Origin of the sequence: Xanthomonas codiaei, from assembly GCF_002939785.1 — a bacterium.
Lineage (GTDB): Bacteria > Pseudomonadota > Gammaproteobacteria > Xanthomonadales > Xanthomonadaceae > Xanthomonas > Xanthomonas codiaei.
Map to the genome: position 1 here is coordinate 1 of NZ_MDEC01000033.1, position 24,202 is coordinate 24,202.

The following is a 24,202-nucleotide window of genomic DNA, read 5'->3' on the forward strand; positions in this document are numbered from 1 at the left end:
GGGGCTCCTGGGGGCTGGGTTGGTGTGGTAACCCCCATCTTCCAGATCGGCCCCGGATGAACAACCTACTGAGAGATCACAGCTAGGCCGCTTCAAATTGTCGTGGCAGAACACGTTCGTTGGCCGTTACGAGGCGCTGGGCGCGGCCGGGCAACGGCAGCCGCAGGGGCCCGGCATCGAAGTGGTCGACAGTGCCATTCCCGAGTGGACCAGCAATGCGGTGCTGGATTGGTCGCTGGGCAACTGGACCGCATCGTGGACGGCACGCCACATCTCCGAGCTCACCGAGCAGTGCGGCGATGCGGTGGAGTTTGCGGTGTGCTCCAATCCGAGCGAGGGCACCAACCGACTGGATGCGATCACCTACCACGATGCACAGGTGGGCTACCGCTTCGATTGGCTCAAAGGCCTGCAGCTCACCGCGGGGTTGAACAACGTGTTCGACAAGGACCCGCCGATCTGCCTGTCGTGCTCGCTCAATGGCTATGACGCCTCCACCTACGACATTCCCGGTGGGCGCTTCTGGTATGTGCGTGCGGACCTGAAGTTCTAGGGCATCCGGACGCTGCGTGGTTCTTCAGTGAGAACCACGCAGGCTGACTGGGTAACCGCGGTGCTGCGCAGGTGTGGTTGTCGCATCGGGCATGGCTGTGGCAAGGGATGCGCCGCCGCCGGTTGCCTGCGTATCGCACTGGTGCGCTGTAGCGCGGGCGCATTGTCGTCCAGTCGTTGTCGTCGATCGGCGACAACGACGGTGTCAGCGCGGTTCCACCGGCCGATAGTCCGGCAAGGCGATGTTGTTGGAATCGCGCGCAAAGCCGTTGTTGATGACGCGCCGGAAAAGCGGCGTACCTGCCAGGCGCATCGCGCCGCGCAGCAGCCTCAGCCCGACAGCGGAGTGCGGCCAGAGCAGCCGAGGGACGATCTTGGGCACGTTCTGCCCCTCTTTGACGAACGGACGCATGATCCGTTCGTAGTGCGTAAACGCTTGCGTCGATGTGCTGGCCTGCGCAAGTTCGCCTGCCAGTACGTAGCTGCCAACCATGGCCAGGGTCGTGCCGATGCCCGACAGCGATGTGGGGCACCATGCGGCGTCGCCGGTCAACACCACTCGGCCGGCGGACCATCGAGGCATGCGCACCTGCCGCAGCACCTCGAAGTAAAAATCCTCGACATCCTTCATCGCCTCGAGAATGCGTGGAAATTCCCAGCCGTCGTTGGCAAATTGCGCTTGCATATAGCGCCGTTGCCGCTCCAGGCTCCATGCGTTCTCGCCCTCGGGCCGCTTCTGCAGGCCCAGATAAGCGCCCAACTTGCCGTCCAGCGCTGGCTTCAACGTCGCGCCACGCCCACCCACCGTGTTGTATTGCCGGGCATAGGCACTGTCGTGCGGAAGTCGGGGGATGCTGAAGTATGCGATGGTCATGTCCATCCAGTACGGCACGTTCTCGCCGGGGAACACCAGCTCACGTGTGTATGCACCCACGCCTTCGGCGATCACGACAGCGTCGTAGCGTGCGGACCGGCCGCTATGAAAGGTGACGTCGACGCAGTCCTGATCCTGGGCAACCTCGCAGATGCTGTCGCCGAAGCGATAGGGCACGCGCTCGCGGGTGGCGTCGTACAGGATGCGCGCGAGGTCGCCGCGACGGATTTCCAGGTCGGCGGTGGGCCCACTGTCGGTGTCGGAGTCGTCTGCCTTGAAGCGCGCAATGACGCGATTGTCTTCGCCCACCCAATCGGTGCCGAGCTCCCTGGTGCTGCGTTCGAATGCGCGTGCTTCCAATCCCATGCGGCGCAGCACCTCGCGGGCATTGCCGCGCACGTCGACGTTCTGGCCGCCATCGCGAAACGCCGGCGCGCGTTCGACGACCTCGACGTCGACCCCATAGGCGTCGAGCCACCATGCCGCAGTGGTCCCGGCAACGCTTGCGCCACTGATGAGAATCCGCGGGGACATGATGCCGCTCCTCTAGCGATTTATATCACGCATGATACATAAATATCACGCGTGATGCTATTCGCCTGCGGCGGATTCCAGGTTGGCGATCAGTCGGCCGAGCAGAACCGTCAGCAGCCTGGCTTCTTCGCTGGAAAATCCCGAGACGCCGACTGCATTGAAGTGGAGCAGCGCACTGCGCCCGGCGGCGGCGGCGTCCTTGCCAGCGTCGGTCAGCCGCACAGTGGCGGCGCGTTTGTCGTTGGACATCGCCTCGCGCGCAATCAGCGCCATCGCTTCGAGCTTGTCCAGCAGCGCGGCCATCGCAGGCTGTTTCACTGCGGAGTGGCGCACCAGGTCCCGCTGCAGCATCGGGCCTTTCCACGACAGCAGCAGCAACGGCGCAATCAGCGCAAGGGTCAGCCCGTGTTCGCGCAGGCGGGCGTCGACACTGCGATTGAAGACGCGCGCGGCATGGTTGGCCAGATAACCGGGCGCGATAGCGGCTTCCGGGTGGATGTCTGAGTTCATGCTCAAAGCATATCCCACGCGTATGGGCGCTGGCGCCGCGCGACTGGGCTATCGAGCGGTGGAACAGTTCGGTTGGCGCGTAACGGCAAGGCGCATCTTTCTCATACGGCGCAGCGCCCTGCGATGGGCTGCGACGGATGCGCGACGGGTCAGTGCGTCGCGCATCCGCTGGCCTGCCTCGTTACCGGCGCACCGGCGCATCGCCGGCGATGTAGTAATCGGCGCTGCTGCGCGGCAGCGGTGTGCGTCCACGCATGCGGTCGGCGATCTTCTCGGCGATCATGATGGTGGTGGCATTGAGGTTGCCGGTGATGATGCGCGGCATGATCGAGGCATCGATGACACGCAGGCCTTCCATGCCGTGCACGCGGCCTTGCCCGTCCACCACCGCCATGTCGTCGGTGCCCATCGCACAGGAACACGAGGGGTGGTAGGCAGTTTCCGCGCGCGAGCGCACGAACGCGTCCAGCTCGGCGTCGGTCTTGCAGTCGGCGCTGGGGCTGATCTCGCGCCCGCGGTATTGGTCGAGTGCGGGCTGGGCGATGATTTCGCGGGTGATGCGGATCGCGTCGCGGAATTCCTGCCAGTCCTGGTCGGTGGACTGGTAGTTGAACAGGATCGACGGATGCTGGCGCGGGTCGCGCGACTTGGCGTGCACGCGGCCGCGGCTGGGCGTGCGCATCGAGCCCACATGCGCCTGAAAGCCATGCTCCTTCACCGCATTGCTGCCGTTGTAATTGATCGCCACCGGCAGGAAGTGGTACTGGATGTTGGGCCAGTCGAACTCCTCGCGCGTGCGGATGAAACCGCCGGCTTCGAACTGATTGCTGGCGCCGATGCCGGTGCCGGCAAACAGCCACTGCGCGCCGATGGCCGGCTGGTTCCACCACTGCAGGGCCGGATACAGCGACACCGGTTTGGTGCAGGCGTACTGGATATAGACCTCGAGATGATCCTGCAGGTTCTGGCCAACGCCGGGCAGGTCGTGCACCAGTTGCACATCCAGCGCACGCAGCAGATCCGGCGCGCCAACACCGGAGCGTTGCAACAGTTGCGGCGAGGCGATCGCACCGGCGCACACCAGCACTTCGCGGCGTGCATGCGCATCGATGCCTTCGCTACTGTTGCCGACCAGATAGTGCACGCCAATGGCGCGCTTGCCGGAGAACAGGATGCGGTCGGTGGTGGCATGGGTGACGATATGCAGGCCATCGCGTGGCCTGGCCATGTCCAGGTAGCCGCGCGCGGTGCTGGCGCGGCGCCCGCGCGGCGTCACCGTGCGGTCCATCGGCCCGAAGCCTTCCTGCTGGTAGCCGTTGAGATCGTCGGTGCGCGGGTAGCCGGCCTGCACTCCGGCTTGAACCATGGCATGGAACAGCACGTTGTTGTCGTTCTTCGGCGTGGCCACGCTCACCGGGCCGTCGCCGCCGTGGTAGTCGTTGGCGCCGATGTCGCGCGTCTCGGCCTTGCGGAAGTACGGCAGGACGTCGCGGTAGCTCCAGTCTTCCAGGCCCGGCCGCTTGGCCCAGTGGTCGAAATCGAGCGCGTTCCCGCGGATGTAGCACATGCCATTGATCAGCGACGAGCCACCCAGGCCCTTGCCGCGCCCGCATTCCATGCGGCGATTGTCCATGTACGGCTCCGGCTCGGTTTCGTAGGCCCAGTTGTAGCGGCGCCCCTGCAGCGGGTAGGCCAGCGCGGCCGGCATCTGGGTGCGGAAATCCAGCCGGTAATCCGGCCCGCCCGCTTCCAGCAAGAGCACGGTCACGCCTGGGTCTTCGGTCAGGCGCGCGGCCAGCACGTTACCTGCCGAGCCGGCGCCGATGATGATGTAGTCGTATTCGGGTTGCATGCTGTTCTCCTGATGCGGTGACGTTGCGGTGGCCAGCAAGGCGCGTGGCGGGGTGCAAGAGTGGATGCCCGGTGAGGTGGCGGCGCGTATCGTCTCGCCGCTGTCGTCTTGCCCGGGTTTGTCCATCCGGCGGCTGCCTGCGCCGACGAGCCGCTGCTCAGAACACCGACGCGTAGCGTTCCAGTTCGACCTGGATCGATTTGGTCCGCGTGTAGGCCTGCAGGGTGGCCAGCCCGTTCTCACGACCCACGCCCGATTGCTTGTAGCCACCCACCGGCATCGGCGCGGGCGATTCGCCCCAGGTGTTGATCCAGCAGATGCCCGCTTCCAGGCGATGGATCAGCCGGTGCGCGCGCGCCAGATCCGGCGTGACCACGCCGGCGGCCAATCCGTAGGTGGTCGCGTTGGCCCGCGTCACCGCCTCGTCCTCGTCGTCGTAGGTGAGCAGGCTCAGCACCGGCCCGAAGATTTCTTCGCGCACGATGGTCATGACATCGGTGCAATCGCTGAAGATCGTCGGCGCCACGTAATAACCCTGTGCGAGCGCGCCATCGCGCAGCCGCTGCCCGCCACACAACAGGCGCGCGCCCTCGGCCTTGCCCTGTTCGATATGCTCCAGCACGCGTTGCATGTGCGTGGCGCTGACCAGCGGGCCGAAGCTGGTGCGTTCATCGAGCGGGTCGCCGATATGGATGCGCTGCACGCGCGCCAGCAGGCGCGCTTCGAAGGCGGTACGTAGCGCGCGCGGCACGAACACGCGGGTACCGTTGGTACACACCTGACCGGAGCTGTAGAAGTTGGCCATCATCGCGATGTCCGCAGCCAGGTCCAGATCCGCATCGGCGCAGACGATCAACGGCGACTTGCCGCCCAGCTCCATGGTGACGTCCTTCAGCGACGAGCTCGATGCGCTGGCCATCACCTTGCGCCCGGTGGCGGTGCCGCCGGTGAAGCTGATCTTCTCGATCTGCGGGTGCTCGGTGAGCGCAGTGCCCACGCTGGCGCCGTCGCCGGGCAGCACGTTGAACACCCCATCGGGCAGGCCGGCTTCGGTGAACAGTTCGGCCAGTTTGAGCGCGGTGAGCGGCGTCACCTCACTGGGCTTGAAGATCATCGCATTGCCGGCAGCCAAGGCAGGCGCCGCCTTCCACAATGCGATCTGGATCGGGTAGTTCCATGCCCCGATCGCGCCCACCACCCCCAGCGGCTCGTGCCGGGTGTAGAAGAAGCTGCCTTCGCGCAGCGGGACCTGCACGCCCTGCAATGCCTGCGCGACGCCTGCGTAGTACTCCAGCACGTCGGCACCGGTCACCACGTCCACGCTGCGGGTTTCGCTCAGCGGCTTGCCGGTGTTGAGCGTTTCCAGCTCGGCCAGCGCATCGTTGCGTTCGCGCAGCAGCGCCACCGCACGCAGCAGGATGCGCGAGCGCTCCACCGTGGTCAGTGCCGCCCATTGCCGTTGGCCGGCCTTGGCGCTGTCGACCGCCGCCTCCAGATCGTCGGCGCCAGCGTTGTGCACATTGGCCAGCACCTTGCTGGTGGCCGGGTTGATCACTTCGAAGGTGTGGCCGCCGCGGGCGGGAACGTAACGGCCGCCGATGTACAGCAGCTGGTCGGGAAAACGTGGCATGACAAACCTCCTGTGGAATGCTCGCCGCAGATGCACCTTCAACGGGTGAGGTGCAGGAACTGCAGGTGACGCTCGTATTGATCGATGATGTCGTTGATGATCTGTTCGCGGCTGTAGCCGACCAGGTCGTAGTCCTGGCTGCCTTCGTACAGATAGACTTCGGCGCGGTAGTAGCGCTGGTTGCGGAAGCGCTGCGCGGCGAAGGACGGGGTGAGATAGCCGCGCATCACCACCTGGTAACGGAAGCCTTGCTGCTCGCCGTGGTCGACGCTGATCTCCATGTCGCCATCGTCGATCCGGCTGCTGACCTTCCAGCCTTCTTCCTGCAGCTGGGCGGCAACCGCTTCGATGGCCGGGCGCACCTGGTCGTGCATGAAGCGATACACCTCATCGCGCGCCGGGAAGTGCATCGCCTGGCCCAGGCGCTGACGCCAGCCACCGTGATGACGCGATTGCCCGATCAACGGGCTGGGGCTGTACAGCTGCGCGCGTTTGCGTTGCGATTCCTCGCTGAGCGCACGCGACAAACCCCAGGCCATCAGCAGCAGCACGGCAGAAAAGGGCAGCGAGGCCAGCACCACGGCCGATTTCAATGCGTCCATGCTGCCGGCTAGCAGCAGACCGGCGGTAACCACGGCGGTGAGCACGCCCCAGAACACGCGCAGCCAGCGCGGGCCGTCGTCGTGCGGTTCGCCGCCATGCGAGGACAGCGTGGACAGCACGACGGTACCGGAGTCGGCCGAGGTCACGAAGAACACGAAGCTGATCGCCACTGTCACGGTGATCACCGTGCGGCTCCACGGGTAGCTCTGCAATAGCGAATACAACACGGTTTGTGGCGCATCGATGGCCTGTTGCGCCCAGGCTCCGTGGCCGTAGTGCAGCATCTGGTCCAGCGCGCTGTTGCCGAAGATCGACAGCCAGGCCAGGGTGAATCCCAGCGGGATCAGCAACACGCCCAGCACGAATTCGCGGATGGTGCGCCCGCGCGAGATGCGCGCGATGAACAGGCCCACGAACGGAGCCCAGCCGATCCACCACGCCCAATAGAACACGGTCCAGTTGCCCAGCCAGTCGGCGCGTCCGCCATAGGCATAGACATCGAAGCTCTTGCCGACCACGCTGCCCAGGTAGTCGCCCAGGTTCTGCATCAAGGCGTTGAGCAGGTACTGGGTGGGGCCGGCGAACAGCATGAATAACAGCAGCGCGATCGCCAGCAGCATGTTGATGTCCGACATCCAGCGCACGCCTTTTTCCACGCCGGACACCGCCACCACGATCGCCGCGCCCATCATCGCCACGATCAGTGCGACCTGCACCCAGTGCGTATGCGGCACTTCGAACAAGGTGCTCAGCCCGGCGTTGAGATGCAGCACGCCAAAGCCCATGTCCGCACCGATGCCGAACACGGTCGCCACGATGCCCAGCGCGTCTACGGTGTAACCGATCGGCCCGTTGATGCGCTTGCCGATCAGCGGGTACAGCGCCGAGCGCAGGGCCAGCGGCAGGTTGTGCCGGAACGCGAAGTACGCCAGCGCCATCGCCGCCAGCGCGAACACGCCCCAGCCATGCAGGCCCCAATGCAGGAACAGCAGCTGCATCGCCTGGCGTGCGGACGCCTCGCCGTTGCCGGTGCCGCCCTGCGGCAGCTGCAGATAATGGGTCAGCGGTTCGGAGACGCAGAAGAAGAACAGCGTGATGCTGATGCCGGCGGCGAACAGCATGCCGGCCCAGGAGAGGTAGCTGAATTCCGGCTCGTCGTGGTCGGCGCCGAGCTTGATGTTGCCGTAGCTGGACAGCGCGGTGCCCAGTACGAACAGCAGATACAGCGTCATCGCCAGCAGGTAGTACCAGCCCACGTTGCGCGAGGCCCAGGTCTGCGCATCCAGCAGCACGCTGCCTGCCTGCAGCGGGAACAGCGACACCAGCAACGCGAACGTGCAGACGACGGCTGCCGCCAGCAAGAACACCGGCCGCAGCGTGCGTACCGGCGACGACGTCGGTTCGACCGCACTCATGCCGACGCACTCATACGCTGCGTGTCACGTGCTGTGCTCCCACCAAAAACCGCCTGCGTTATCGCATGGGCGGTGTCGAGGGGGTGTCATCGGTCGAGTTCGCCGGTGCGACCCGGTCGGCAGTTTGCGTGCGTCAGCGCAGCAACTGCAGTGGAACGCGCACATCCATGCCGACCGCCAGGTGGTCGGAAAAGGCGGCCGGAATGGCCTCGGTATGTTCGATCACCAGACTGTCGCTGACCAGGATGTGGTCGATGGCGCGATCCGGTCGCCAGCTGGGAAAGGTGTGCACCACGCAGCCGGGAGGCTGCAATCGGGTGTGGCGATACAGTGCCTGCATTTCCGGACGGTCGGCTACGCAGTTGAAGTCGCCCATCAACATCACGTTGGGATGCTCGGACAACAGTTCGGCGATGAAGGCCAGCTGCGCCATGCGCGAGTTGGCGCCGAGCGACAGATGCGCCACCGCTACCGCCAGCCCGTCGCGGCCCTGCCCGAACTTGGCCAGCAGGATGCCGCGCCCGCCGATGCGGCCGGGCAGGGCATGGTCCTGCACTTCCAGCGGTTCCAGCTTGCTGAGCAAGCCGTTTGCGCTGGAGGCCACCCCGCCCATGCGGCGGTTGGGCTGGTGGCTCCAGTAATGGAAGCCGGCGCGCTCGGCCAGATAGTGAGTCTGGTTGGTGAAGCCCGAGCGCAGGCTTCCCGGGTCGGCCTCCTGCAGGCCGACGATGTCGCGGTCGCCGGCCAGCTTGGCGATGCTGTCCAGGCTGCTGCGCTTGCGGCCCAGCGGCAGGGCATGCGACCAGCTGCGGGTCACGTAATCGCTATAACGGCGGGTGCTGGAGCCGGCCTGGATATTGGCGGTCAGCACCCGCAGGGTGCGCGAATCCGGTGCGTTCACGGGATGGCGAACGCCCGGCTCACTTGGCCAGCGTGGCGCGTTCGCGCGCGATCAGGTGATCGGCGATGCGCAGCATGTCCGGGAAGCTCTGGCCCTTGACCAGGTACTTGCCGTTGACGATCAGCGACGGCGTGCCGGTGATCTTGCTGCGGGTGGCGAACTGCTTGGCGCGATTGGTCTTGGCCGACACACCGAAGCTGGCCATGGTGTCGATGAATGTCTTGGAGTCCACGCCGTACTTGGCGTAGAACGCGGCGATGTCCTGCACCGAATCCTTGCCGCGCTCGCCCTTGAGGGTCTGTTCGACGTGGATGGCCTTGTACAGCGCTTCGTGGGTCTTTTCCTGCACGCCCAGGGTTTCGGCGGCATAGAAGGCGCGGCCGTAGTCATCCCACGGGCCGCCGAACATGGCCGGCACGTAGACGAAATGCACGTCCGACGGCAGGCCGGCCTTCCACGGCCCGATCAGCGGCTGGAACGCATTGCAGGCAGGGCAGACATAGCCGAACACTTCGGCCACTTCGATCTTGCCGGCGGCCTGCTGGTAAGGCTGGCCATTTTCGATATCCACGTAGTCGGTGCCGGCGACCGGCTCCGGGCCATTGGGTGCGCGCGGGGCGGCAGCGGGCGCGGCCGGGGTGGCGGCGGCGCTGTCGCCAGCCGCGGGCGTGGCCGCCGGCTCGGCCGCCGGCGTCGCAGCGGCTGAAGCGGGGGCCGGCTCGGCCGCAGGCGTGGTGGCGGCAGGTGCGGTGTCGGACGAGCCGTCCTGGGCCTTGCAGGCGACCAGGATCGGGAGCAGCGCCATCAGCGTCAGGGCGAAGCGGGTCTTCATCGGATGGAATCTCCAGCGTGGGGCGAGGAAAGGGCCGGGCGGCCGCGGGGCGCATGATGCCACGGGCGGCCGTCGGTGACGGTTACGTGGTTCAGCGCTTGGCCGGCGCGGCGTGCTCGCGGGCGATCAGATAGTCGGCAATCTTCAGCATGTCCGGGTAATTGCGCGCGCCGATCAGGTAGCGGCCGTTGACGATGAGCGCCGGGGTGCCGGACAGCTTGCTGCGCAGCGCGAACTCGCGCGCGGCCTTGAGCCTGGCATCCACCGCCTCGCTCTTGAAGGTGTCCACGAAGCGCTGCTGCGGCACGCCGTAGTCGGCATAGAACACCGCCAGTTCGTCCGGGGAGACGTTCTGGGTCGGCACGCTCTGTTTTTCGTGGATGGCGTCGAACATGGCGCGATGGCTGCGCTTGGCCACGCCCAGGATGTCGGCGGTGAAGTAGGCGCGCGCGAACGCATCCCAGAAGCCGCCGAACGCCGCCGGCACCGGAGTGAAGCGCACGTAGGACGGCTGCCTGGCCGCCCAGGCTTCCAGCACCGGTTCGAAATGCGCGCAGTGCGGGCAGGTGTAGCCGAAGACTTCCACCACTTCGACCTTGCCGGCCAGTGGCGCATACGGCTGGCCGCCGTCGATCAGGGTGTAGTCCTCGCCTTCGACCGGCGCCGCCTTCTTGTCGGCGGCACAGGCCGCCAGCGGCGCCAGGATCAACAACAGCAGGGACAAACGGGAAAACAGGTTCATGCAGGCTCCGTGGGGATGCGAGGGAAGGCGGGAAACGACGACGCCGGTCGCGGGACCGGCGTCGTGACACGGTAAGGCAGTGGCGCAGCCTAGCTCACGAGCATGCCGGCCTCATGAGCGCGCCGGCGCCGCGGCAGGCAGCTGTGCGGCCGCCGCATCGTCGGCGCGGTCGTGCAGGCCTTGCAGGTAGCTGGACAGCGCCTGGATCTCCTGCTCGGTGAGCGGGCGCGCCACCTGCGCCATGATATTGAACAGCGCCGGATCGCGCTGCTGGGTGGTGCCGGCCTGGTATTCCTTCAGGCGCCGCGCCACGTAGTCGGCATGCTGGCCGCCCAGGCGCGGGTAGGCCGGGCCCGGATTGCCGCCGCCGGACGGACCATGGCAGGCCATGCAGGCCGGCACGCCACGCGCAATGTCGCCGCTCCGGTAGAGCTTTTCGCCGACCTCGTAGAACTTCATGCCCTGGTACGGGCCCTCGGCGATCATCGCGTCGTCGGCCACGCCGGCGGCGGACTTCTGGGTGGCGAAGTAGGCGCCCAGGTCGCGCATGTCCTGCGCGGTAAGGTCCTTGACGAAGGGCACCATCACCGCCGACATCCCGGTATTGCGCTCGCCGCTGGCGATCAGCGCCACCTGATGCGCCACGTAGCGCTCGGTCTGCCCGGCGATGCGCGGATACATGGCCACCGCCGGATTGCCGTCCGGCCCATGGCAGGCCGCACACGCGGCGGCCTTGGTCTGGCCGGCCTTGGCGTCGCCCCAGGTGGTCTTGGCCAGGTCCACCTCCAGCGGCGCAACGCGCACGGGTGGCGGATCGGGGATCGGCGTGACCGCCGACTGCGCGAACGCCACGGCCGCGATGACCGGCACGGCGAGGGCGGCGAGGACTAGCACACGAGCATGGCGCATCAGCTAAAGCTCCGTATGGACCCGGCCCGCGCGCATTGGGTACTGGCAGTGGCAGGCGTGCCCGGATTATCGACACGCCTTTGCGCCAGGGTCAACGAACAGTGCAGCAAAACCGGCGGACGCCGAACGTGCGATCCTAGGGGGATGTCGCTCCTTATCGAACAAGCCCGCTACCACCTGTCCGCCCACAACGCCCGGCAACTGCCCGACGATGGCGGCCACGAGGTGGCCTTCGCCGGCCGCTCCAATGCCGGAAAATCCAGCGCGCTCAATGCGCTGACCCGCCAGAACTCGCTGGCGCGCGTGTCCAAGACCCCCGGCCGCACCCAGCAGCTGGTGTTCTTCCAGATCCAGCCCGAGCGCTATCTGGTGGATCTGCCCGGTTACGGCTATGCCAAGGTGCCGCAGGACCTGCAGGCGCACTGGCAGGCCTTCATCGACCGCTATTTCCGCACCCGCGAGGCGCTGCGGGGGCTGGTGGTTGTGATGGACATCCGCCACCCGCTCAAGGACTACGACCTGCAGATGCTCGGTTACGCCGCCGAACGCGGCCTGCCTGCGCACGGCCTGCTGACCAAGGCCGACAAGCTCGGCCGTGGCCAGCAGATGCAGACCCTGCAGAAGGTCAAGAAGGAGGTGGCCTCGCGCTTTGGCGACAGCGTGACCGTGCAGACCTATTCGGGCGAATCGCGCCAGGGCGTGGACGAACTGCGCGGCATCGTCGGCGGCTGGCTGGGCCTGGACGTGGAAGCGCCCGCCACCGAATGATGCTGGCGGCGGTCCTGGCCGCGGCGCTTTGGTGCAATGCACGACGGCGAGCGGGTGTTCGCCGGTTGTTCTCACCGTTTGTATCCACCTCATCCGGGCATGGGCGCATGGCCTGAGCCCCGTTTGCTGGCGGTGACCGCTGTGCGCCGGTGCGGTCGGTGGCGCGTTCCCACTGCGGCCGTTGCGATGGGTCCGCGCGGGCCATGGCCGGAGCGCGCCATGCGCATGGATGGAAATCTCAGACCCGGCCGGTAGCGGCAATTGTTCCAGGCCCTGCAGGTATAGTGCGGGCCTTGCGGTGGCTGGGGAGTACCCCCACATCGTCCCACCCCTTTCGTTTGCGAGCCTGCCCTTGTCGAGTCCCAGCCACGTTGCCGAAACGCCGATCACCGAACGCGCGGAACTGGTCCAGGTGCTGGCCTCCGGCGAGAAGCCCCGCACCGACTGGCGCATCGGTACCGAGCACGAAAAGTTCGGCTTCCAGCTGGACGACCTGCGTGCGCCAGCGTTCGATGGCCCGCGTGGCATCGAGGCCTTGCTGACCGGGCTGACCCGCTTCGGCTGGGAGCCGGTGCAGGAAAACGGCCGCACCATCGCATTGCTGCGCGACGGGGCCTCGGTGACCCTGGAGCCGGCCGGCCAGCTGGAACTCTCCGGCGCGGCGGTGGAAACGCTGCACCACACCTGCGTGGAAACCGGCACCCATCTGGACGAAGTGGCGCAAGTGGCCGGCGAGTTGCAGCTCGGCTTCCTGGGCATGGGCTTCCAGCCGAAATGGCGCCGCGACCAGATGCCGTGGATGCCCAAGGGCCGCTACCAGATCATGAAGAACTACATGCCCAAGGTCGGCTCGCTCGGCCTGGACATGATGACGCGTACCTGCACGGTGCAGGTCAACCTGGACTATGCCACCGAAGCGGACATGGCCAAGAAGTTCCGCGTCTCGCTGGCGTTGCAGCCGATCGCCACCGCGCTGTTCGCCGATTCGCCGTTCACCGAGGGCAAGCCCAACGGTTACCTGAGCTACCGCTCGCATATCTGGACCGACACCGACGCCGACCGCACCGGCATGCTGGATTTCGTGTTCGAAGACGGCTTCGGCTACGAGCGTTACGTCGACTATCTGCTCGATGTGCCGATGTATTTTTCGTACCGCAATGGCGTCTATCACGATGCCAGCGGGCAGAGCTTCCGCGACTTCATGCAAGGCAAGCTGCCGGCCCTGCCGGGCGCGTTGCCGACGCTGCGCGACTGGTCCGACCATATGACCACCGCCTTCCCGGAAGTTCGCCTGAAGAAATATCTGGAAATGCGCGGCGCAGACGCTGGCCCATGGAATCGCCTGTGCGCGCTGTCGGCGTTCTGGGTGGGCCTGCTGTATGACGACACCGCGCTGGATGCGGCCTGGGACCTGGTCAAGGAGTTCAGCACCGCCGAACGCCACGCGCTGCGCGACGGCGTGCCCAGGCATGCCCTGGGGCTGCCGTTCCGTAATGGCACCGTGCGCGACCTGGCGGTGGAGGCGGTCAACATCGCCCGCGAGGGGCTGCGCCGGCGCGCGCGCCTGAACCGCGATGGCCAGGACGAGACCGGCTTTCTGGATGTGATCGCCGAGATCGCCGAGAGCGGCGTCACTGCCGCCGAGCGCAAGCTGGCGCTGTATCACGGCGCGTGGAAGGGCGATATCGATCGCGTGTTCCGCGAGTTCGCGTACTGAGCATCGAGACAGCAGTGCCGGACGCGCTGGCATTGCCGCGCCTCTGGCCGGGTCTTGACGTGGAACACGCCGGGGGCGGCGCAGCGCGCTTGCGACTGTTTCCACTGAAGACAGCGAACAGAGCGGCTGCACAGCCGCCAGGCGGGCGCGGGCGTTGTCCGGAATCGGCATGGGCTCTTCGTCAGCCCCGGTTTCGAGCGCGCCGTCCCCCGCATCTGACGATTGCTCGCCACGTGTGTCAGCTGTCTGAGTCGTCATCGCAAGGGCTGCCGACTCGCGGGCAGGGCTGAAGCCGGGTGCTGATCCTCACGGCCCACCCCAGGTGATCGGTCTGAGCCCCTGTGAGCGACCGGCCTTGGCGAGGTTAGCGCCGCTCCGGCATGCACGGCAGGCGCACGGTCACGCGCAGGCCGCCGTGGGCGCGATTGTCCAGGCGCAGGTCGCCGCCATGGGCCAGCACGATGCTGTGCGCCACCGACAGTCCCAGGCCAATGCCGCCGGTGCCGCGGTTGCGCGAGGATTCCCCGCGCACGAACGGCAGCAGCAGTTGTTCGCGCTGGGTGGGATCGATGCCAGGGCCGTCATCGTCGATCCAGAGCACCCCATCCTCGCCGTCGCGCTGCAACTGCAGGCGTGCGCTCCTGCCGTATTTCAAGGCGTTTTCGAGCAGATTCATCACCGCCCGACGCAACGCCAGCGGATCGCCTTCCAGGGTGATCGCCGGGCCGGGCAGCAGTGCGGCGTCGGCGCCGATATCGGCGGCGTTGTCGACCACGCTTTCCACCAGCAGGCGCAGATCCAGCGGTGCGCGTTCGCCGCGATGGCGATCGTTCTGGATGAAGTCCAGCGCCGCGGAAATCATTGCCTTCATCTCGTCGATATCGGCCAGCGCCTTGTCGCGCAGCGGCGGTTGCAGGTCGTCCAGGCGAAACGACAACCGTGCCAGCGGCGTGCGCAGGTCGTGCGCGATCGCCGCGACCATGTGGGTGCGCTCGTTGATCAGGCGATTCAGGCGGCCCTGCATCGCGTTGAACGAATCGGCCGCACGCACGATCTCCGGCGGACCGCTGCGCTGCAGGGCGGCGGCGTGGGGATTGCGGCCCAGCCGGTCGGCGGCTTCGGCAAAGCGCTTGATCGGCGCCGACAACGCGCGCGAGAACCACCAGGCCAGCGGCACATTGACGAGCAGGCCGGCAAGGAACAGCAGCACGATATGGGTCTTGAACTCGGCCGACAGCTGCCGGCGCGGCGATTCCACCGTGCGCCAGCGGCCATCGGGCTGCTGCAGGGCGGCGGTGAAGCCATCGAGCAGCGGTACGCCGGGGGTCAGTCGTTCGCTTTCCCAGTCCTCGGGCGCCTGGTCCGGGTGCGGCGCGTTGCCGACAGGGGCTGCGTCGGCCGCGCGGTTGGGGGGCCATCGGGGCGCCATCGACGGCGCGCTCTCGCGGCTTTCGGCCTCGGTGCCGCGGTGCGGCGCCGGCATACGCGGAAGCTGGCCACCGTCGGCGAACGGGCTGTCGCGATCCTCTGCGCTGCGGTAGAACCGCACGTGGCGTTTGTCGACATCCAGCCAATGGGCAAGCAGCATTTCCGCGAACGGGTCGCGGACCTGATCCGCAGGCGGTGTCGGCGCCTGCGCGCCATCGCGGACCTTCAGGGTCTGGGTGCCGGCCGGCATGCGCGTGGACAGCAGCGCCACCACCTCCGGCGGATGCACCGGAGGCTCGTACACCGGGGTCCGCATCACCAGCAGGGCGATACCGATGACCTGGGCGGTAAGCAGGGCCACCGCCAGCAGCACGAAGGTACGGGCAAAGATCGACAGCCCGCGCCGTGCCGGCTTGCTCACAGGCGCGAGACGCTCGGCAGCAGCATATAGCCCTCGTTACGTACGGTGCGGATCAACTCGGTATGGACGCGCTCATTGATCTTGCGGCGCAGACGGCTGATCTGGCTGTCGATGGCGCGGTCGTAGACGTCGGTGTCGCGGCCACGGGCATAGTCCAGCAGCTGGTCGCGGCTGAGTACCCGCTGCGGGTGCTCGACGAAGGTGCGCAGCAGGGCGAATTCGCCGTCGGACAGATTGATGAAGATGCCGGTGGGGTCGCGCAGGTCGCGCCGCACCACGTCCAGCCGCCAGCCGGCGAATTCGTAGACGTTGCCGCATTGATCGGACTGTTCGCTGCTGGCCTGGCTGCGGCGCAGCAGCGCACGCACGCGGGCCAGCAATTCGCGCGGATTGCAGGGTTTGGCGAGGTAGTCGTCGGCGCCCACTTCCAGGCCGATGATGCGGTCGGTGTCGTTGCCCAGCGCGCTGAGCATGATGACCGCCGGTGAACCGCGCTCGCTGGCCAGGGCGCGGGCCGCGCTCAGCCCATCTTCTCCAGGCATCATCACGTCGAGTACGATGAGATCCGGGCGCTGCCGTGCCATGCTGGTGCGCATGTCCGCCACGTTCTCGGCCACGTCCACCTGGTAGCCATGGGCGCTCAGAAACTCGCCGATCAGCTTGCGTAGGTCGGGGTCGTCGTCGACCACGAGAACACGGGGTTGTTGCGGGTCCATGGAAGTCGTCGTCGGTGGCACGGACGCTGGCCCGCGCAGGGTGGAGGCTGAGGCTGCCGGATACATGATGCTCGCAGGGGCATGGCTGGAACAGCCATCATAATGATCGAATTTGTCAACCATTGGCACATGTGCAAAGCGACATGACGGGACGAGACATCACGCAGGACATCATCGCTTCGGCACTGTGCCATCCCGGTGATGAGCGTGCGCATGACAAGGCATTTCCGATGATGCGGGTGATCAGCCGCGACAATGGCGTGGGCCTGACCCGCGACATGGTGCTGATGGCGCAGACCCTGCGCGCCGGCGGCGTGCCGGTGCAGGAGGTCGGGTTCACCAGCCAGCGGCTGCAGGACACCGGACGCGAGGCGCGGCTGTGGGCCAGCCGCGCCCTGTTCGGTCGGGTGCCGCTGCAGATCTTTTCCGAGCGCGTCTATGCGCGCTGCCTGCCGTTGGGGCAGCGCAACCTGCTGGTGCCCAACCCGGAATGGCTGCTGCCCAAGTGGTTGCCGTTGTTGCCGAAGTTCGATGCGGTGCTGTGCAAGACCCACCACGCCGAGCGGATCTTCCAGACCCTGGGCTGCGCCACGCGCTACATCGGCTTCACCAGCCCGGACCGCTTCGATGCGCAAGTGCCGCGCCAGCGCGCGTTTTTCCATCTGGCCGGGCGCAGTACCGCCAAGGGCACCCGGGTATTGCTGGAGACCTGGAAGCAGCATCCGGAGTGGCCGTTGCTGACCGTGGTGCAGAACCCGCGCACCGCCGGCAAACCGATGGTCGCGCCCAATATCGATCACCGGGTCCGTTACCTGGACGACGCCGAACTGCGCCGGTTGCAGAACGCCCATCTGTTCCATATCTGCCCCTCGGAAGCGGAAGGCTTTGGGCATTACCTGATGGAAGCCTTGAGCGTGGGAGCAGTCACCCTGGCCACCGATGGCGAGCCGATGAACGAGCTGGTCAGCCCCGGGCATGGCGTGCTGATCCCGGTCGCCGAGGTGCGCCAGCGGCGTCTGGCGTCGTATTACTACGTCGATGGGGCCGGCATTGCGCACGCCGTGGAAGCTGCGCTGGCCCTGTCCCAGGCAGCGCTCGATCAGCTGTCGGCCAATGCCCGCGCGTTCTACCAGGCCAATGACGGCGCCTTTCCGGCGCGATTCCGCGCTGCGGTTCTGGCCTCGCTACCCGAGCACGCCGCCGAGGGGGCGGCCGGTGCGGCACCGGTGGTCGTCGAACGTTGATGGACCGCGGCAGCCGGCTGGGTGAGCGTCTGCCATCGCAGTTGCACGCGTCGGGCAGGGGTCGACGAATCGCCTGCCACTGGCAACGACATGGCGCACGGCGCAGCGGTATCTCGCTGCGCATCGACCCGACAAGGCGAGGTGAACCGGTCGCCGCGAGACGCGCCCGGCGCTGTCCTGTTCGCCGCAACCGCCCATAGCGCCGCCATCGCCACGGCCAGCACCGTGCCGAGGGAGTCGGGGAACGCCAGCTAGCGGGCGGTGCCGGGTATCAGGCCGGCTGCCGCGTGCACGCCCGAAAGCCCGACCAGCCGAGATTGAACGGCACCTCGGCGCGGAAACAACGGGTCGTGATCACTACCGCCAGCCACCACCACCACGCGCTCGCGCCCCAGAACGGCAGCGCGCCGATCCCGCCGAGACCACCGGCGGTGGCTCCGATGTCGGCCTGGCCCTGCGCAGCGAAGATGGCGGGGGCATGCCGGCCGATCGACGGCATGCCCAAGGCAGCAGTGCCCAGCGTCCAGGGCGACAGCCAGATCGAAGCCTCAATGTTGGCCGGAGGACGCCCCTGCAGTGCGGGCTGCCGCGGCTGGACCGGCGTTTGCTCCCGATGTGGTAGCGCGCCAACTTGTTTGCCTTACCTGCAGCGCTTGCGCGATGTCTGCAGGCCGTTCAAGCGGGGCGCGAGGTGTTCCTCAATGGCTAGAGTTCGCTGCATGACGCGCTGCGCAGGCGCGTGCGGCAATGCAGCAGCGGAGCGCCTCGACAGGGAGGGTCAATGCAAGGTGGCGCTGCAGGGAACGCCATCGCCGTTCATCGCTCGATCTCTGCAGACGGAAACATTGCACGCACCGACATCGCTTTTTCTCCGGATTTCTCTATACTGCCCCCCAGTATCCTGGATCGAGGGCCGGCATGCCGCATTCGCCGCTGGAAAAGAAACGCGCACTGGCGCGGGTACGGCGCTTGCGTGGACAGTGCGACGCGCTTGAGCGCGCGCTGCAGTCGGGCGCAGACTGCGCTCCGGTGCTACAGCAGATCGCCGCGATCCGGGGGGCCGTCAATGGGCTGATGTCGCAGGTACTCGAAGCGCATATCCGTGAAGACTTCGGCCATGCCGCCGCGTCCGATGCGCAACGTGCCGAGCGGGTGCAGGACCTGCTCGGTCTGGTCCGGTCCTACCTCAAATGAACTCCCATCGGGCCGGCATCGCCGCGCCCGTCCCGAACATCCCTGTCAGGAGCGTTAATCCATGAAATCCCGTGCAGCAGTCGCATTCGGGCCCGGCAAGCCGCTGGAAATCGTCGAGATCGACGTCGCACCGCCGCAGGCCGGCGAAGTGCTGGTCCGCATCACCCATACCGGCGTGTGCCACACCGATGCCTTCACCCTGTCCGGTGACGACCCGGAAGGCATCTTCCCGTCGGTGCTCGGCCACGAAGGCGGTGGCATCGTCGAGCAGGTGGGCGAAGGCGTCACCAGCGTCAAGGTCGGCGACCACGTCATTCCGCTGTACACGGCCGAATGCCGCAAGTGCAAGTTCTGCCTGTCCGGCAAGACCAACCTGTGCCAGGCGGTGCGCGCCACCCAGGGCAAGGGCCTGATGCCGGACGGCACCACCCGCTTCTCCTATAACGGCGAGCCGATCTACCACTACATGGGCTGCAGCACCTTCAGCGAATACACCGTGGTGCCGGAGATCTCGCTGGCGGTGGTCAACCCGGACGCGCCGCTGGAAAAGGTGTGCCTGCTCGGTTGCGGCGTTACCACCGGCATCGGTGCGGTGCACAACACCGCCAAGGTCAAGCCGGGCGAAAGCGTGGCGGTATTCGGTCTGGGCGGTATCGGGCTGGCGGTGATCCAGGGCGCGGTGCAGGCCAAGGCCGGGCGCATCCTGGCCATCGACACCAACCCGGGCAAGTTCGAGCTGGCGCGCAGCATGGGCGCCACCGACTGCATCAACCCGAAGGATTACGACAAGCCGATCCAGGAGGTGATCGTCGAGCTGACCGATGGCGGGGTGGATTTCAGCTTCGAGTGCATCGGCAACGTCAACGTGATGCGTTCGGCGCTGGAGTGCTGCCACAAGGGGTGGGGCGAGAGCGTGATCATCGGCGTGGCCGGTGCCGGCCAGGAAATCAGCACCCGTCCGTTCCAGCTGGTGACCGGGCGCGTGTGGCGCGGCTCCGCATTCGGTGGGGTCAAGGGCCGCACGCAATTGCCGGGCATGGTGGAGCAGTCGATGAAGGGCGAGATCGACCTGGATCCGTTCATCACCCACACCCTGCCGCTGGACGAGATCAACCACGCCTTCGACCTGATGCATGAAGGCAAGTCGATCCGCACCGTGATTCATTTCTGACCGAATGGCCAGGAGCGGCGCGCGGCCGCTTCCGCGCACGTGGTACCCGAGACTCCGGGAGGGGCGTAATGACGACTGTGTCGATTCATCCTTCGGTAGATGGTGGTGTTGCGCAAGGCGGTGCAGAGAACTTTCAGGGGGGAACCCTGGAGTGCCACTGCGCCACGGACAAGGTGACGGTGGAAGTGGGTGCGCAGACTGCGCACAACCATGCATGCGGTTGCAGTAAATGCTGGAAACCCGAGGGCGCGACCTTTTCGGTGATCGCGGTGGCGCCGCGGGACAAGGTCAAGGTGACCGCGCACGAAGAAAAGCTGAAGATCGTCGACGAAAGCGCGGCGATCCAGCGCCATGCCTGCACCGGTTGCGGTGTGCACCTGTTTGGCCGCATCGAGAACAAGGAGCATGCGTTCTACGGGCTGGATTTCGTGCACACCGAGTTGTCCAGGCAGCAGGGGTGGTCGGCGCCGGGCTTTGCGGCCTTCGTCTCGTCCATCATCGAAACCGGCACGCCGCCGGAGCAGATGGATGGGGTGCGCGCACGTTTGACCGAGTTGGGCTTGCCGCCCTACGACTGCCTGTCGCCGGCGTTGATGGATGCCTTGTCGGCCCACGTGGCACGCAGGAAGGGTTTGCTGCATTGATGGTCCAACCCTGCGGCCGGCGATCCGGCTGCAGGGTCTTCTCTTCGTAAGGAATCTTCATGGAACGTATCGAACATCGCGCCTGTTCCGGCGGCTGGCAGGATGTATATCGGCATCAGTCGCAGAGCCTGGGGTGCAGCATGCAGGTTGGCGTCTACCTGCCGCCGCAGGCGGCCGATGGCCCATTGTCGGTGCTGTACTGGCTCAGCGGTTTGACCTGCACCGAACAGAATTTCATCAGCAAGGCGGGCGCGCAGCGCTATGCCGCCGAGCACGGCGTGATCCTGGTGGCGCCGGATACCAGCCCGCGCGGCGACGATGTGGCCGATGCGGAAGGCTACGACATCGGCAAGGGCGCCGGCTTCTACGTCGATGCCACGCAGCAGCCGTGGGCGGCGCACTACCGCATGTACGACTACGTGGTGAATGAATTGCCGGCGCTGATCGAGGCCCATTTCGCCACCACCGGTGCGCGCGCCATCAGCGGTCATTCGATGGGCGGACATGGCGCCTTGACCATCGCATTGAAGAACCCTGGGCGCTATCGCAGCGTGTCGGCGTTTTCGCCGATCGTGGCGCCGAGCCAGGTGCCCTGGGGCGAAAAAGCGTTTGCGCAGTATCTGGGCGAGGATCGCGACAGCTGGAAGGCGTATGACGCCACCGCATTGATCGCACAGGCGCAGGAGCGCTTGCCGCTGTTGATCGATCAGGGTGACGCAGATGAGTTTCTTGAGACTCAGCTGAAAACCGCGCTATTTGAAGAAGCGGCCAGGGCTGCGGGTTATCCGGTGACAGTACGGCTACAGCCTGGTTACGACCACAGCTATTACTTCATCTCAAGCTTTATCGGCGAGCATATTGCGCATCATGCTGCGGTGTTGCGTGGTTGATTGTTCCGTTGCGTGCCTAGCTGCTGGTTGAGTGAGTGGTGAGCATGTGCGATGGAGCGGCGCACGATAGTGTGTGTGGCGTTGCTGCGTGGTGTGGTCTGCTGCCACGAATAAAGCGGCGACCTGGTTTTTCTTCTTCCCTCTGGGGAAGGTGCCCGACAGGGGCGGGCGAGCTGCTGGCGGAGCCTCGTGCAGTCTGAAAGTGACGATGGTTTCGCCTCGTATCCTCACCCAAGCCCCTCTCTCAGCGGAAGAGGGGCAGCATTCTTGCGCTCGAGCGTTCGCATTGAACGCCGTCATGCGCGATGGCACTGGCCTGCATTGCAGCGTGCGTGTACCGCACGCATGCTGCGTGTCCATGCCACTACCTGACTCGCAGCTACGGCAACGTGATGCAGCGCCTTGCGCGCGTGTCCTGGAGCAGCTAACAAAACGACTGCTCCCACCGCCAGGCGGGCGCGGCCGGTGCTCGGTGCGGCATGTACCACACCTACACTGCGGTTCCTCCGCGCCGCCCGCACCCACCTGACGACCGCTCGCAACGTGTTGTCAGCCACAGTTGGTCGAGCAACTATCGCGTCCAGACGATGCCGGCCGCCTGTCTGATACCGCCAGCCAGGCTCCGTCGCTGAAGCAGCGCGATCCTGCAAAAAGTCGTCTGCAATGCTTGACATGGCTGCACCTGTCAGATATTTCTTACGCATGAAAAGTGGGGAGGCAACAGCAGGAGATCGACTGCTGGAGATTCTTTCGGCGCTCGATAATCCGCATCGGCTGAGGATCATCGCGGCGCTGGAAACCGGTGGGCGTAACTACATCAGCAGCCTGGCGCGCGTAGTGGGGATCAGCCGTCCGCTATTGCATCTGCATCTGAACAAGCTCGAGGCCGCAGGTCTGGTGACCAGCCAACTCGAGGTATCGCACGACGGGAAGGCGCTCAACTACTTCGAGGTCAGCGCTTTCCGATTGGAACTTTCACCTTCGGTCATTGCGGACGCAGCGATCTCGCTGACCGACAAGACGGAAAAATAGGAGACGGCCTTGTCGGAGCACTTGTATCTTTTGACGATCTGCCTGCCACTGGGCACGGTCTTGTTGATCTTCGGCATGCGTTATCTTGCGGTGATCCGCCAGGCCAAGGCGCAGCTCGATCACGACCAGGCCTACCGCGAACTGGCCGAAAAAACGCAGACCGCATTGAACGACATGCGTATTCGCCTCGACGGCATCGAGAAAATACTCAAGGATGTCGAATGATGGCGCCGGAGATCGCTGCCAGCGGCGCTGCAGAGTCCAGCGCACTGGGGAGCACTGCAGGCGAGGTGCCGCTCTGGCGGCTCTATGGCCTGCGCGCCGGCTATCTGCTGCTTGCGGTCGGCCTGGGTGTGCAGGTCTGGCCGGGCATCGTGCTGCGGCACGACAGCTGGGAACTGATGGAGGGCGTGGTGCAGTGCATGCTGGGAGCGATGGGCGTGCTGGCCCTGCTCGGGCTTGCCCATCCGTTGAAAATGCTGCCGTTGCTGCTGTTCGAGATTGCATGGAAGCTGATCTGGCTCGGGATGGTCGCCGCACCTCGGCTACTGCACGACCGGATGGACGCCGGCACCTGGTCCACGCTGTCCGCCTGCCTGCTGGTCGTGGTGTTTCCGATCGTCATTCCATGGCGCTACGTCGTTTCGATGTTCATCCGCGTGCCCGGCGACCGCTGGCGGTGACTGCGCGCTGGCCTGGCTCACAACTTGGAAAGACGGATCACTCCATGGCGTACGACATTCAAGCTCGCCCGCAGTTCTATGCGCGCCTCGCTGGCGCGCTGTATCTGGCCGTCATCGTTCTGGGCGGTCTGGCAGAGGGCTATGTGGCGAACGCCTTGATTGTGCCCGGCGATGCTCACGCCACGATCCACGCCATCGTCCAGCATGCGCAGTTGTGGACGTTGGGGCTGGCTGCAAATCTGCTGGTGCCGCTGATCGCGCTGGTGCAATTATGGATCGAATACATGCTGCTGCGGCCTGCGGGAAAAGGCTTGGCGCTGCTGTTTGTCCTTTTGAATCTCGCATCGCTTGCGGTGGAAGCCGTGAGCAAGGTGTTCCAGCTGATGGTGCTGCCACTGGCTTCCGGCGGCGTGTCTGCGGCCGAAGCGAAGCATGCTTCTTCGCTCGCTGCACTGGCGTTGCTCGGCCATGACATCGGCTTCAATATCGCGCTGCTCTTCTTCGGCGCTGCCTGCTTGGTCAGCGGCACGCTGATCTGGCGATCGCGCTATTTGCCCAGGTTCGTCGGCGGATTGATGCTGTTGGCTGGACTCAGCTATCTGGTGGCCTCGTTCAGCGAGCTGCTGGCGCCTGCCTTCGCCAAGCTGATCAATCCCGGCATCTTGTTGCCGGTGCTGGTGGGCGAGACGACGTTTTGCCTGTGGCTGTTGATTCGCGGTGTCGATCGGCAGCAGTGGGACGTCAGGGCCGCCGCGATGTAGAGGTATCGACCAGTGATGACGTCATTGCCAATTTTAGAGCAGCTAGCAAAACTACTGCGCGGCCGCCAGGCGGGCGCGGTCGGTGCTCGGAATCGGCATGTACCACTCGTACACTGCGGTTCCTCCGCGCCGTCCGCACCCACCTGACGACCGCTCGCTACGTTTTGTTAGCCGCTCTT

General features: G+C 65.9%; 22 protein-coding genes, 2 other RNA genes and 3 pseudogenes. 14 read left to right on the forward strand and 13 right to left on the reverse strand.

Translation table 11 applies throughout. The features are described from left to right. Positions 1-73 precede the first annotated feature (73 nt). A pseudogene (locus XcodCFBP4690_RS18660) lies at positions 74-553 on the forward strand (TonB-dependent receptor domain-containing protein); the annotation flags it as partial. A 204-nt stretch (positions 554-757) separates the two neighbouring features. On the opposite strand, the gene XcodCFBP4690_RS18665 reads toward XcodCFBP4690_RS18660, so the two are convergent. The 9 genes from XcodCFBP4690_RS18665 to XcodCFBP4690_RS18705 form a co-directional block, all read right to left on the reverse strand. Next, entirely contained in the window at positions 758-1,960 is a 1,203-nt protein-coding gene (locus XcodCFBP4690_RS18665) for an FAD-dependent monooxygenase (RefSeq protein ID WP_104543325.1), read from the reverse strand. Positions 1,961-2,017: 57 nt separating this feature from the next. Then, positions 2,018-2,470 carry a MarR family winged helix-turn-helix transcriptional regulator gene (locus XcodCFBP4690_RS18670; protein ID WP_104543327.1) on the reverse strand — a complete coding sequence of 151 codons (453 nt, stop codon included), beginning with the start codon at positions 2,468-2,470 and terminating at the stop codon, positions 2,018-2,020. Positions 2,471-2,651: 181 nt separating this feature from the next. After that, positions 2,652-4,322: a choline dehydrogenase gene (gene betA / locus XcodCFBP4690_RS18675; RefSeq protein WP_104543399.1), complete on the reverse strand. Its 1,671-nt coding sequence runs from the start codon at positions 4,320-4,322 to the stop codon at positions 2,652-2,654. 157 nt (positions 4,323-4,479) lie between these two features. Further along, positions 4,480-5,952 carry a betaine-aldehyde dehydrogenase gene (gene betB / locus XcodCFBP4690_RS18680; RefSeq protein WP_104543329.1) on the reverse strand — a complete coding sequence of 491 codons (1,473 nt, stop codon included), beginning with the start codon at positions 5,950-5,952 and terminating at the stop codon, positions 4,480-4,482. 38 nt (positions 5,953-5,990) lie between these two features. Next, complete coding sequence (gene betT / locus XcodCFBP4690_RS18685; protein ID WP_104543331.1) at positions 5,991-7,970, reverse strand: choline BCCT transporter BetT; 1,980 nt, start codon at positions 7,968-7,970, stop codon at positions 5,991-5,993. 133 nt (positions 7,971-8,103) lie between these two features. Beyond that, positions 8,104-8,841 (reverse strand): endonuclease/exonuclease/phosphatase family protein, encoded by a 738-nt coding sequence (locus XcodCFBP4690_RS18690; RefSeq protein ID WP_104543401.1) that lies wholly within the window; start codon positions 8,839-8,841, stop codon positions 8,104-8,106. 49 nt (positions 8,842-8,890) lie between these two features. Further along, the gene (locus tag XcodCFBP4690_RS18695) at positions 8,891-9,703 is read right to left on the reverse strand and encodes a thiol:disulfide interchange protein DsbA/DsbL (RefSeq protein WP_104543333.1); all 813 of its coding nucleotides are present in this window, start codon (positions 9,701-9,703) and stop codon (positions 8,891-8,893) included. Positions 9,704-9,794: 91 nt separating this feature from the next. Next, positions 9,795-10,445 (reverse strand): thiol:disulfide interchange protein DsbA/DsbL, encoded by a 651-nt coding sequence (locus XcodCFBP4690_RS18700; RefSeq protein ID WP_104543335.1) that lies wholly within the window; start codon positions 10,443-10,445, stop codon positions 9,795-9,797. 111 nt (positions 10,446-10,556) lie between these two features. Beyond that, positions 10,557-11,354, reverse strand: a complete 798-nt coding sequence (locus XcodCFBP4690_RS18705) for a c-type cytochrome (protein WP_167394702.1) — start codon at positions 11,352-11,354, stop codon at positions 10,557-10,559. 144 nt (positions 11,355-11,498) lie between these two features. On the opposite strand from XcodCFBP4690_RS18705, the gene yihA reads away from it, so the two are divergent. Together yihA and XcodCFBP4690_RS18715 are read left to right on the forward strand one after the other, a co-directional pair. Then, entirely contained in the window at positions 11,499-12,122 is a 624-nt protein-coding gene (yihA, locus tag XcodCFBP4690_RS18710) for a ribosome biogenesis GTP-binding protein YihA/YsxC (protein ID WP_104543337.1), read from the forward strand. A 352-nt stretch (positions 12,123-12,474) separates the two neighbouring features. Beyond that, the gene (locus XcodCFBP4690_RS18715; RefSeq protein WP_104543339.1) at positions 12,475-13,839 is read left to right on the forward strand and encodes a glutamate--cysteine ligase; all 1,365 of its coding nucleotides are present in this window, start codon (positions 12,475-12,477) and stop codon (positions 13,837-13,839) included. 364 nt (positions 13,840-14,203) lie between these two features. Here XcodCFBP4690_RS18715 and XcodCFBP4690_RS18720 read toward each other — a convergent pair. The 3 genes and pseudogenes from XcodCFBP4690_RS18720 to XcodCFBP4690_RS18725 all read right to left on the reverse strand — a co-directional run. Beyond that, positions 14,204-15,205: pseudogene (locus XcodCFBP4690_RS18720) on the reverse strand (ATP-binding protein); the annotation flags it as partial. Positions 15,206-15,349: 144 nt separating this feature from the next. Further along, positions 15,350-15,688: pseudogene (locus tag XcodCFBP4690_RS23470) on the reverse strand (two-component sensor histidine kinase); the annotation flags it as partial. Next, a complete protein-coding gene (locus tag XcodCFBP4690_RS18725) occupies positions 15,685-16,404 on the reverse strand; it encodes a response regulator (protein ID WP_104543343.1) in 720 nt (239 codons plus the stop codon). The pseudogene XcodCFBP4690_RS23470 and the gene XcodCFBP4690_RS18725, both read right to left, overlap by 4 nt. A 143-nt stretch (positions 16,405-16,547) precedes the next feature. On the opposite strand from XcodCFBP4690_RS18725, the gene XcodCFBP4690_RS18730 reads away from it, so the two are divergent. Then, positions 16,548-17,648, forward strand: coding sequence for a glycosyltransferase (locus tag XcodCFBP4690_RS18730; RefSeq protein ID WP_104543345.1), 1,101 nt, complete (start codon positions 16,548-16,550; stop codon positions 17,646-17,648). Between the two features lie 271 nt (positions 17,649-17,919). Here the strand turns inward: XcodCFBP4690_RS18730 and XcodCFBP4690_RS18735 are convergent, their stop codons facing one another. Beyond that, the gene (locus XcodCFBP4690_RS18735) at positions 17,920-18,225 is read right to left on the reverse strand and encodes an SLAC1 family transporter (protein WP_324250789.1); all 306 of its coding nucleotides are present in this window, start codon (positions 18,223-18,225) and stop codon (positions 17,920-17,922) included. Positions 18,226-18,566: 341 nt separating this feature from the next. On the opposite strand from XcodCFBP4690_RS18735, the gene XcodCFBP4690_RS18740 reads away from it, so the two are divergent. The 10 genes from XcodCFBP4690_RS18740 (at position 18,567) to XcodCFBP4690_RS18785 (ending at position 24,196) form a co-directional block, all read left to right on the forward strand. Next, positions 18,567-18,842 (forward strand): metal/formaldehyde-sensitive transcriptional repressor, encoded by a 276-nt coding sequence (locus tag XcodCFBP4690_RS18740; protein WP_046963271.1) that lies wholly within the window; start codon positions 18,567-18,569, stop codon positions 18,840-18,842. Between the two features lie 61 nt (positions 18,843-18,903). Beyond that, positions 18,904-20,013, forward strand: coding sequence for an S-(hydroxymethyl)glutathione dehydrogenase/class III alcohol dehydrogenase (locus XcodCFBP4690_RS18745; RefSeq protein WP_104543349.1), 1,110 nt, complete (start codon positions 18,904-18,906; stop codon positions 20,011-20,013). 68 nt (positions 20,014-20,081) lie between these two features. Further along, the gene (gene gfa / locus XcodCFBP4690_RS18750) at positions 20,082-20,657 is read left to right on the forward strand and encodes an S-(hydroxymethyl)glutathione synthase (protein ID WP_104543351.1); all 576 of its coding nucleotides are present in this window, start codon (positions 20,082-20,084) and stop codon (positions 20,655-20,657) included. A gap of 59 nt (positions 20,658-20,716) precedes the next feature. Beyond that, positions 20,717-21,547, forward strand: a complete 831-nt coding sequence (fghA, locus tag XcodCFBP4690_RS18755; protein WP_104543353.1) for an S-formylglutathione hydrolase — start codon at positions 20,717-20,719, stop codon at positions 21,545-21,547. Positions 21,548-22,026: 479 nt separating this feature from the next. After that, positions 22,027-22,102: non-coding RNA, sX9 sRNA (locus XcodCFBP4690_RS18760), on the forward strand. 117 nt (positions 22,103-22,219) lie between these two features. Then, entirely contained in the window at positions 22,220-22,579 is a 360-nt protein-coding gene (locus XcodCFBP4690_RS18765; protein WP_244183716.1) for an ArsR/SmtB family transcription factor, read from the forward strand. Between the two features lie 9 nt (positions 22,580-22,588). Further along, positions 22,589-22,804: a hypothetical protein gene (locus tag XcodCFBP4690_RS18770; protein ID WP_146091967.1), complete on the forward strand. Its 216-nt coding sequence runs from the start codon at positions 22,589-22,591 to the stop codon at positions 22,802-22,804. Then, positions 22,804-23,262 carry a hypothetical protein gene (locus XcodCFBP4690_RS18775; RefSeq protein ID WP_208622768.1) on the forward strand — a complete coding sequence of 153 codons (459 nt, stop codon included), beginning with the start codon at positions 22,804-22,806 and terminating at the stop codon, positions 23,260-23,262. The genes XcodCFBP4690_RS18770 and XcodCFBP4690_RS18775 overlap by 1 nt, the downstream gene beginning before the upstream one ends. Before the next feature lie 44 nt (positions 23,263-23,306). Next, positions 23,307-24,023, forward strand: coding sequence for a DUF4386 domain-containing protein (locus tag XcodCFBP4690_RS18780; RefSeq protein WP_104543359.1), 717 nt, complete (start codon positions 23,307-23,309; stop codon positions 24,021-24,023). Positions 24,024-24,120: 97 nt separating this feature from the next. After that, positions 24,121-24,196, forward strand: a non-coding RNA gene (locus XcodCFBP4690_RS18785) — sX9 sRNA. Positions 24,197-24,202: the final 6 nt, after the last annotated feature.

Coding starts and splice junctions, on each gene's coding strand:
- yihA (WP_104543337.1), top strand. CDS start 11,499: ATGTCGCTCCTTATCGAACAAGCCCGCTACCACCTGTCCGCCCACAAC.
- betB (WP_104543329.1), bottom strand. CDS start 5,952: ATGCCACGTTTTCCCGACCAGCTGCTGTACATCGGCGGCCGTTACGTT.
- fghA (WP_104543353.1), top strand. CDS start 20,717: ATGGAACGTATCGAACATCGCGCCTGTTCCGGCGGCTGGCAGGATGTA.
- XcodCFBP4690_RS18740 (WP_046963271.1), top strand. CDS start 18,567: ATGCCGCATTCGCCGCTGGAAAAGAAACGCGCACTGGCGCGGGTACGG.
- gfa (WP_104543351.1), top strand. CDS start 20,082: ATGACGACTGTGTCGATTCATCCTTCGGTAGATGGTGGTGTTGCGCAA.
- XcodCFBP4690_RS18730 (WP_104543345.1), top strand. CDS start 16,548: ATGACGGGACGAGACATCACGCAGGACATCATCGCTTCGGCACTGTGC.
- betT (WP_104543331.1), bottom strand. CDS start 7,970: ATGAGTGCGGTCGAACCGACGTCGTCGCCGGTACGCACGCTGCGGCCG.
- XcodCFBP4690_RS18705 (WP_167394702.1), bottom strand. CDS start 11,354: ATGCGCCATGCTCGTGTGCTAGTCCTCGCCGCCCTCGCCGTGCCGGTC.
- XcodCFBP4690_RS18780 (WP_104543359.1), top strand. CDS start 23,307: ATGGCGTACGACATTCAAGCTCGCCCGCAGTTCTATGCGCGCCTCGCT.
- XcodCFBP4690_RS18695 (WP_104543333.1), bottom strand. CDS start 9,703: ATGAAGACCCGCTTCGCCCTGACGCTGATGGCGCTGCTCCCGATCCTG.
- XcodCFBP4690_RS18745 (WP_104543349.1), top strand. CDS start 18,904: ATGAAATCCCGTGCAGCAGTCGCATTCGGGCCCGGCAAGCCGCTGGAA.
- XcodCFBP4690_RS18700 (WP_104543335.1), bottom strand. CDS start 10,445: ATGAACCTGTTTTCCCGTTTGTCCCTGCTGTTGTTGATCCTGGCGCCG.
- XcodCFBP4690_RS18665 (WP_104543325.1), bottom strand. CDS start 1,960: ATGTCCCCGCGGATTCTCATCAGTGGCGCAAGCGTTGCCGGGACCACT.
- XcodCFBP4690_RS18725 (WP_104543343.1), bottom strand. CDS start 16,404: ATGGACCCGCAACAACCCCGTGTTCTCGTGGTCGACGACGACCCCGAC.
- XcodCFBP4690_RS18670 (WP_104543327.1), bottom strand. CDS start 2,470: ATGAACTCAGACATCCACCCGGAAGCCGCTATCGCGCCCGGTTATCTG.
- XcodCFBP4690_RS18775 (WP_208622768.1), top strand. CDS start 22,804: ATGGCGCCGGAGATCGCTGCCAGCGGCGCTGCAGAGTCCAGCGCACTG.
- XcodCFBP4690_RS18765 (WP_244183716.1), top strand. CDS start 22,220: ATGGCTGCACCTGTCAGATATTTCTTACGCATGAAAAGTGGGGAGGCA.
- betA (WP_104543399.1), bottom strand. CDS start 4,322: ATGCAACCCGAATACGACTACATCATCATCGGCGCCGGCTCGGCAGGT.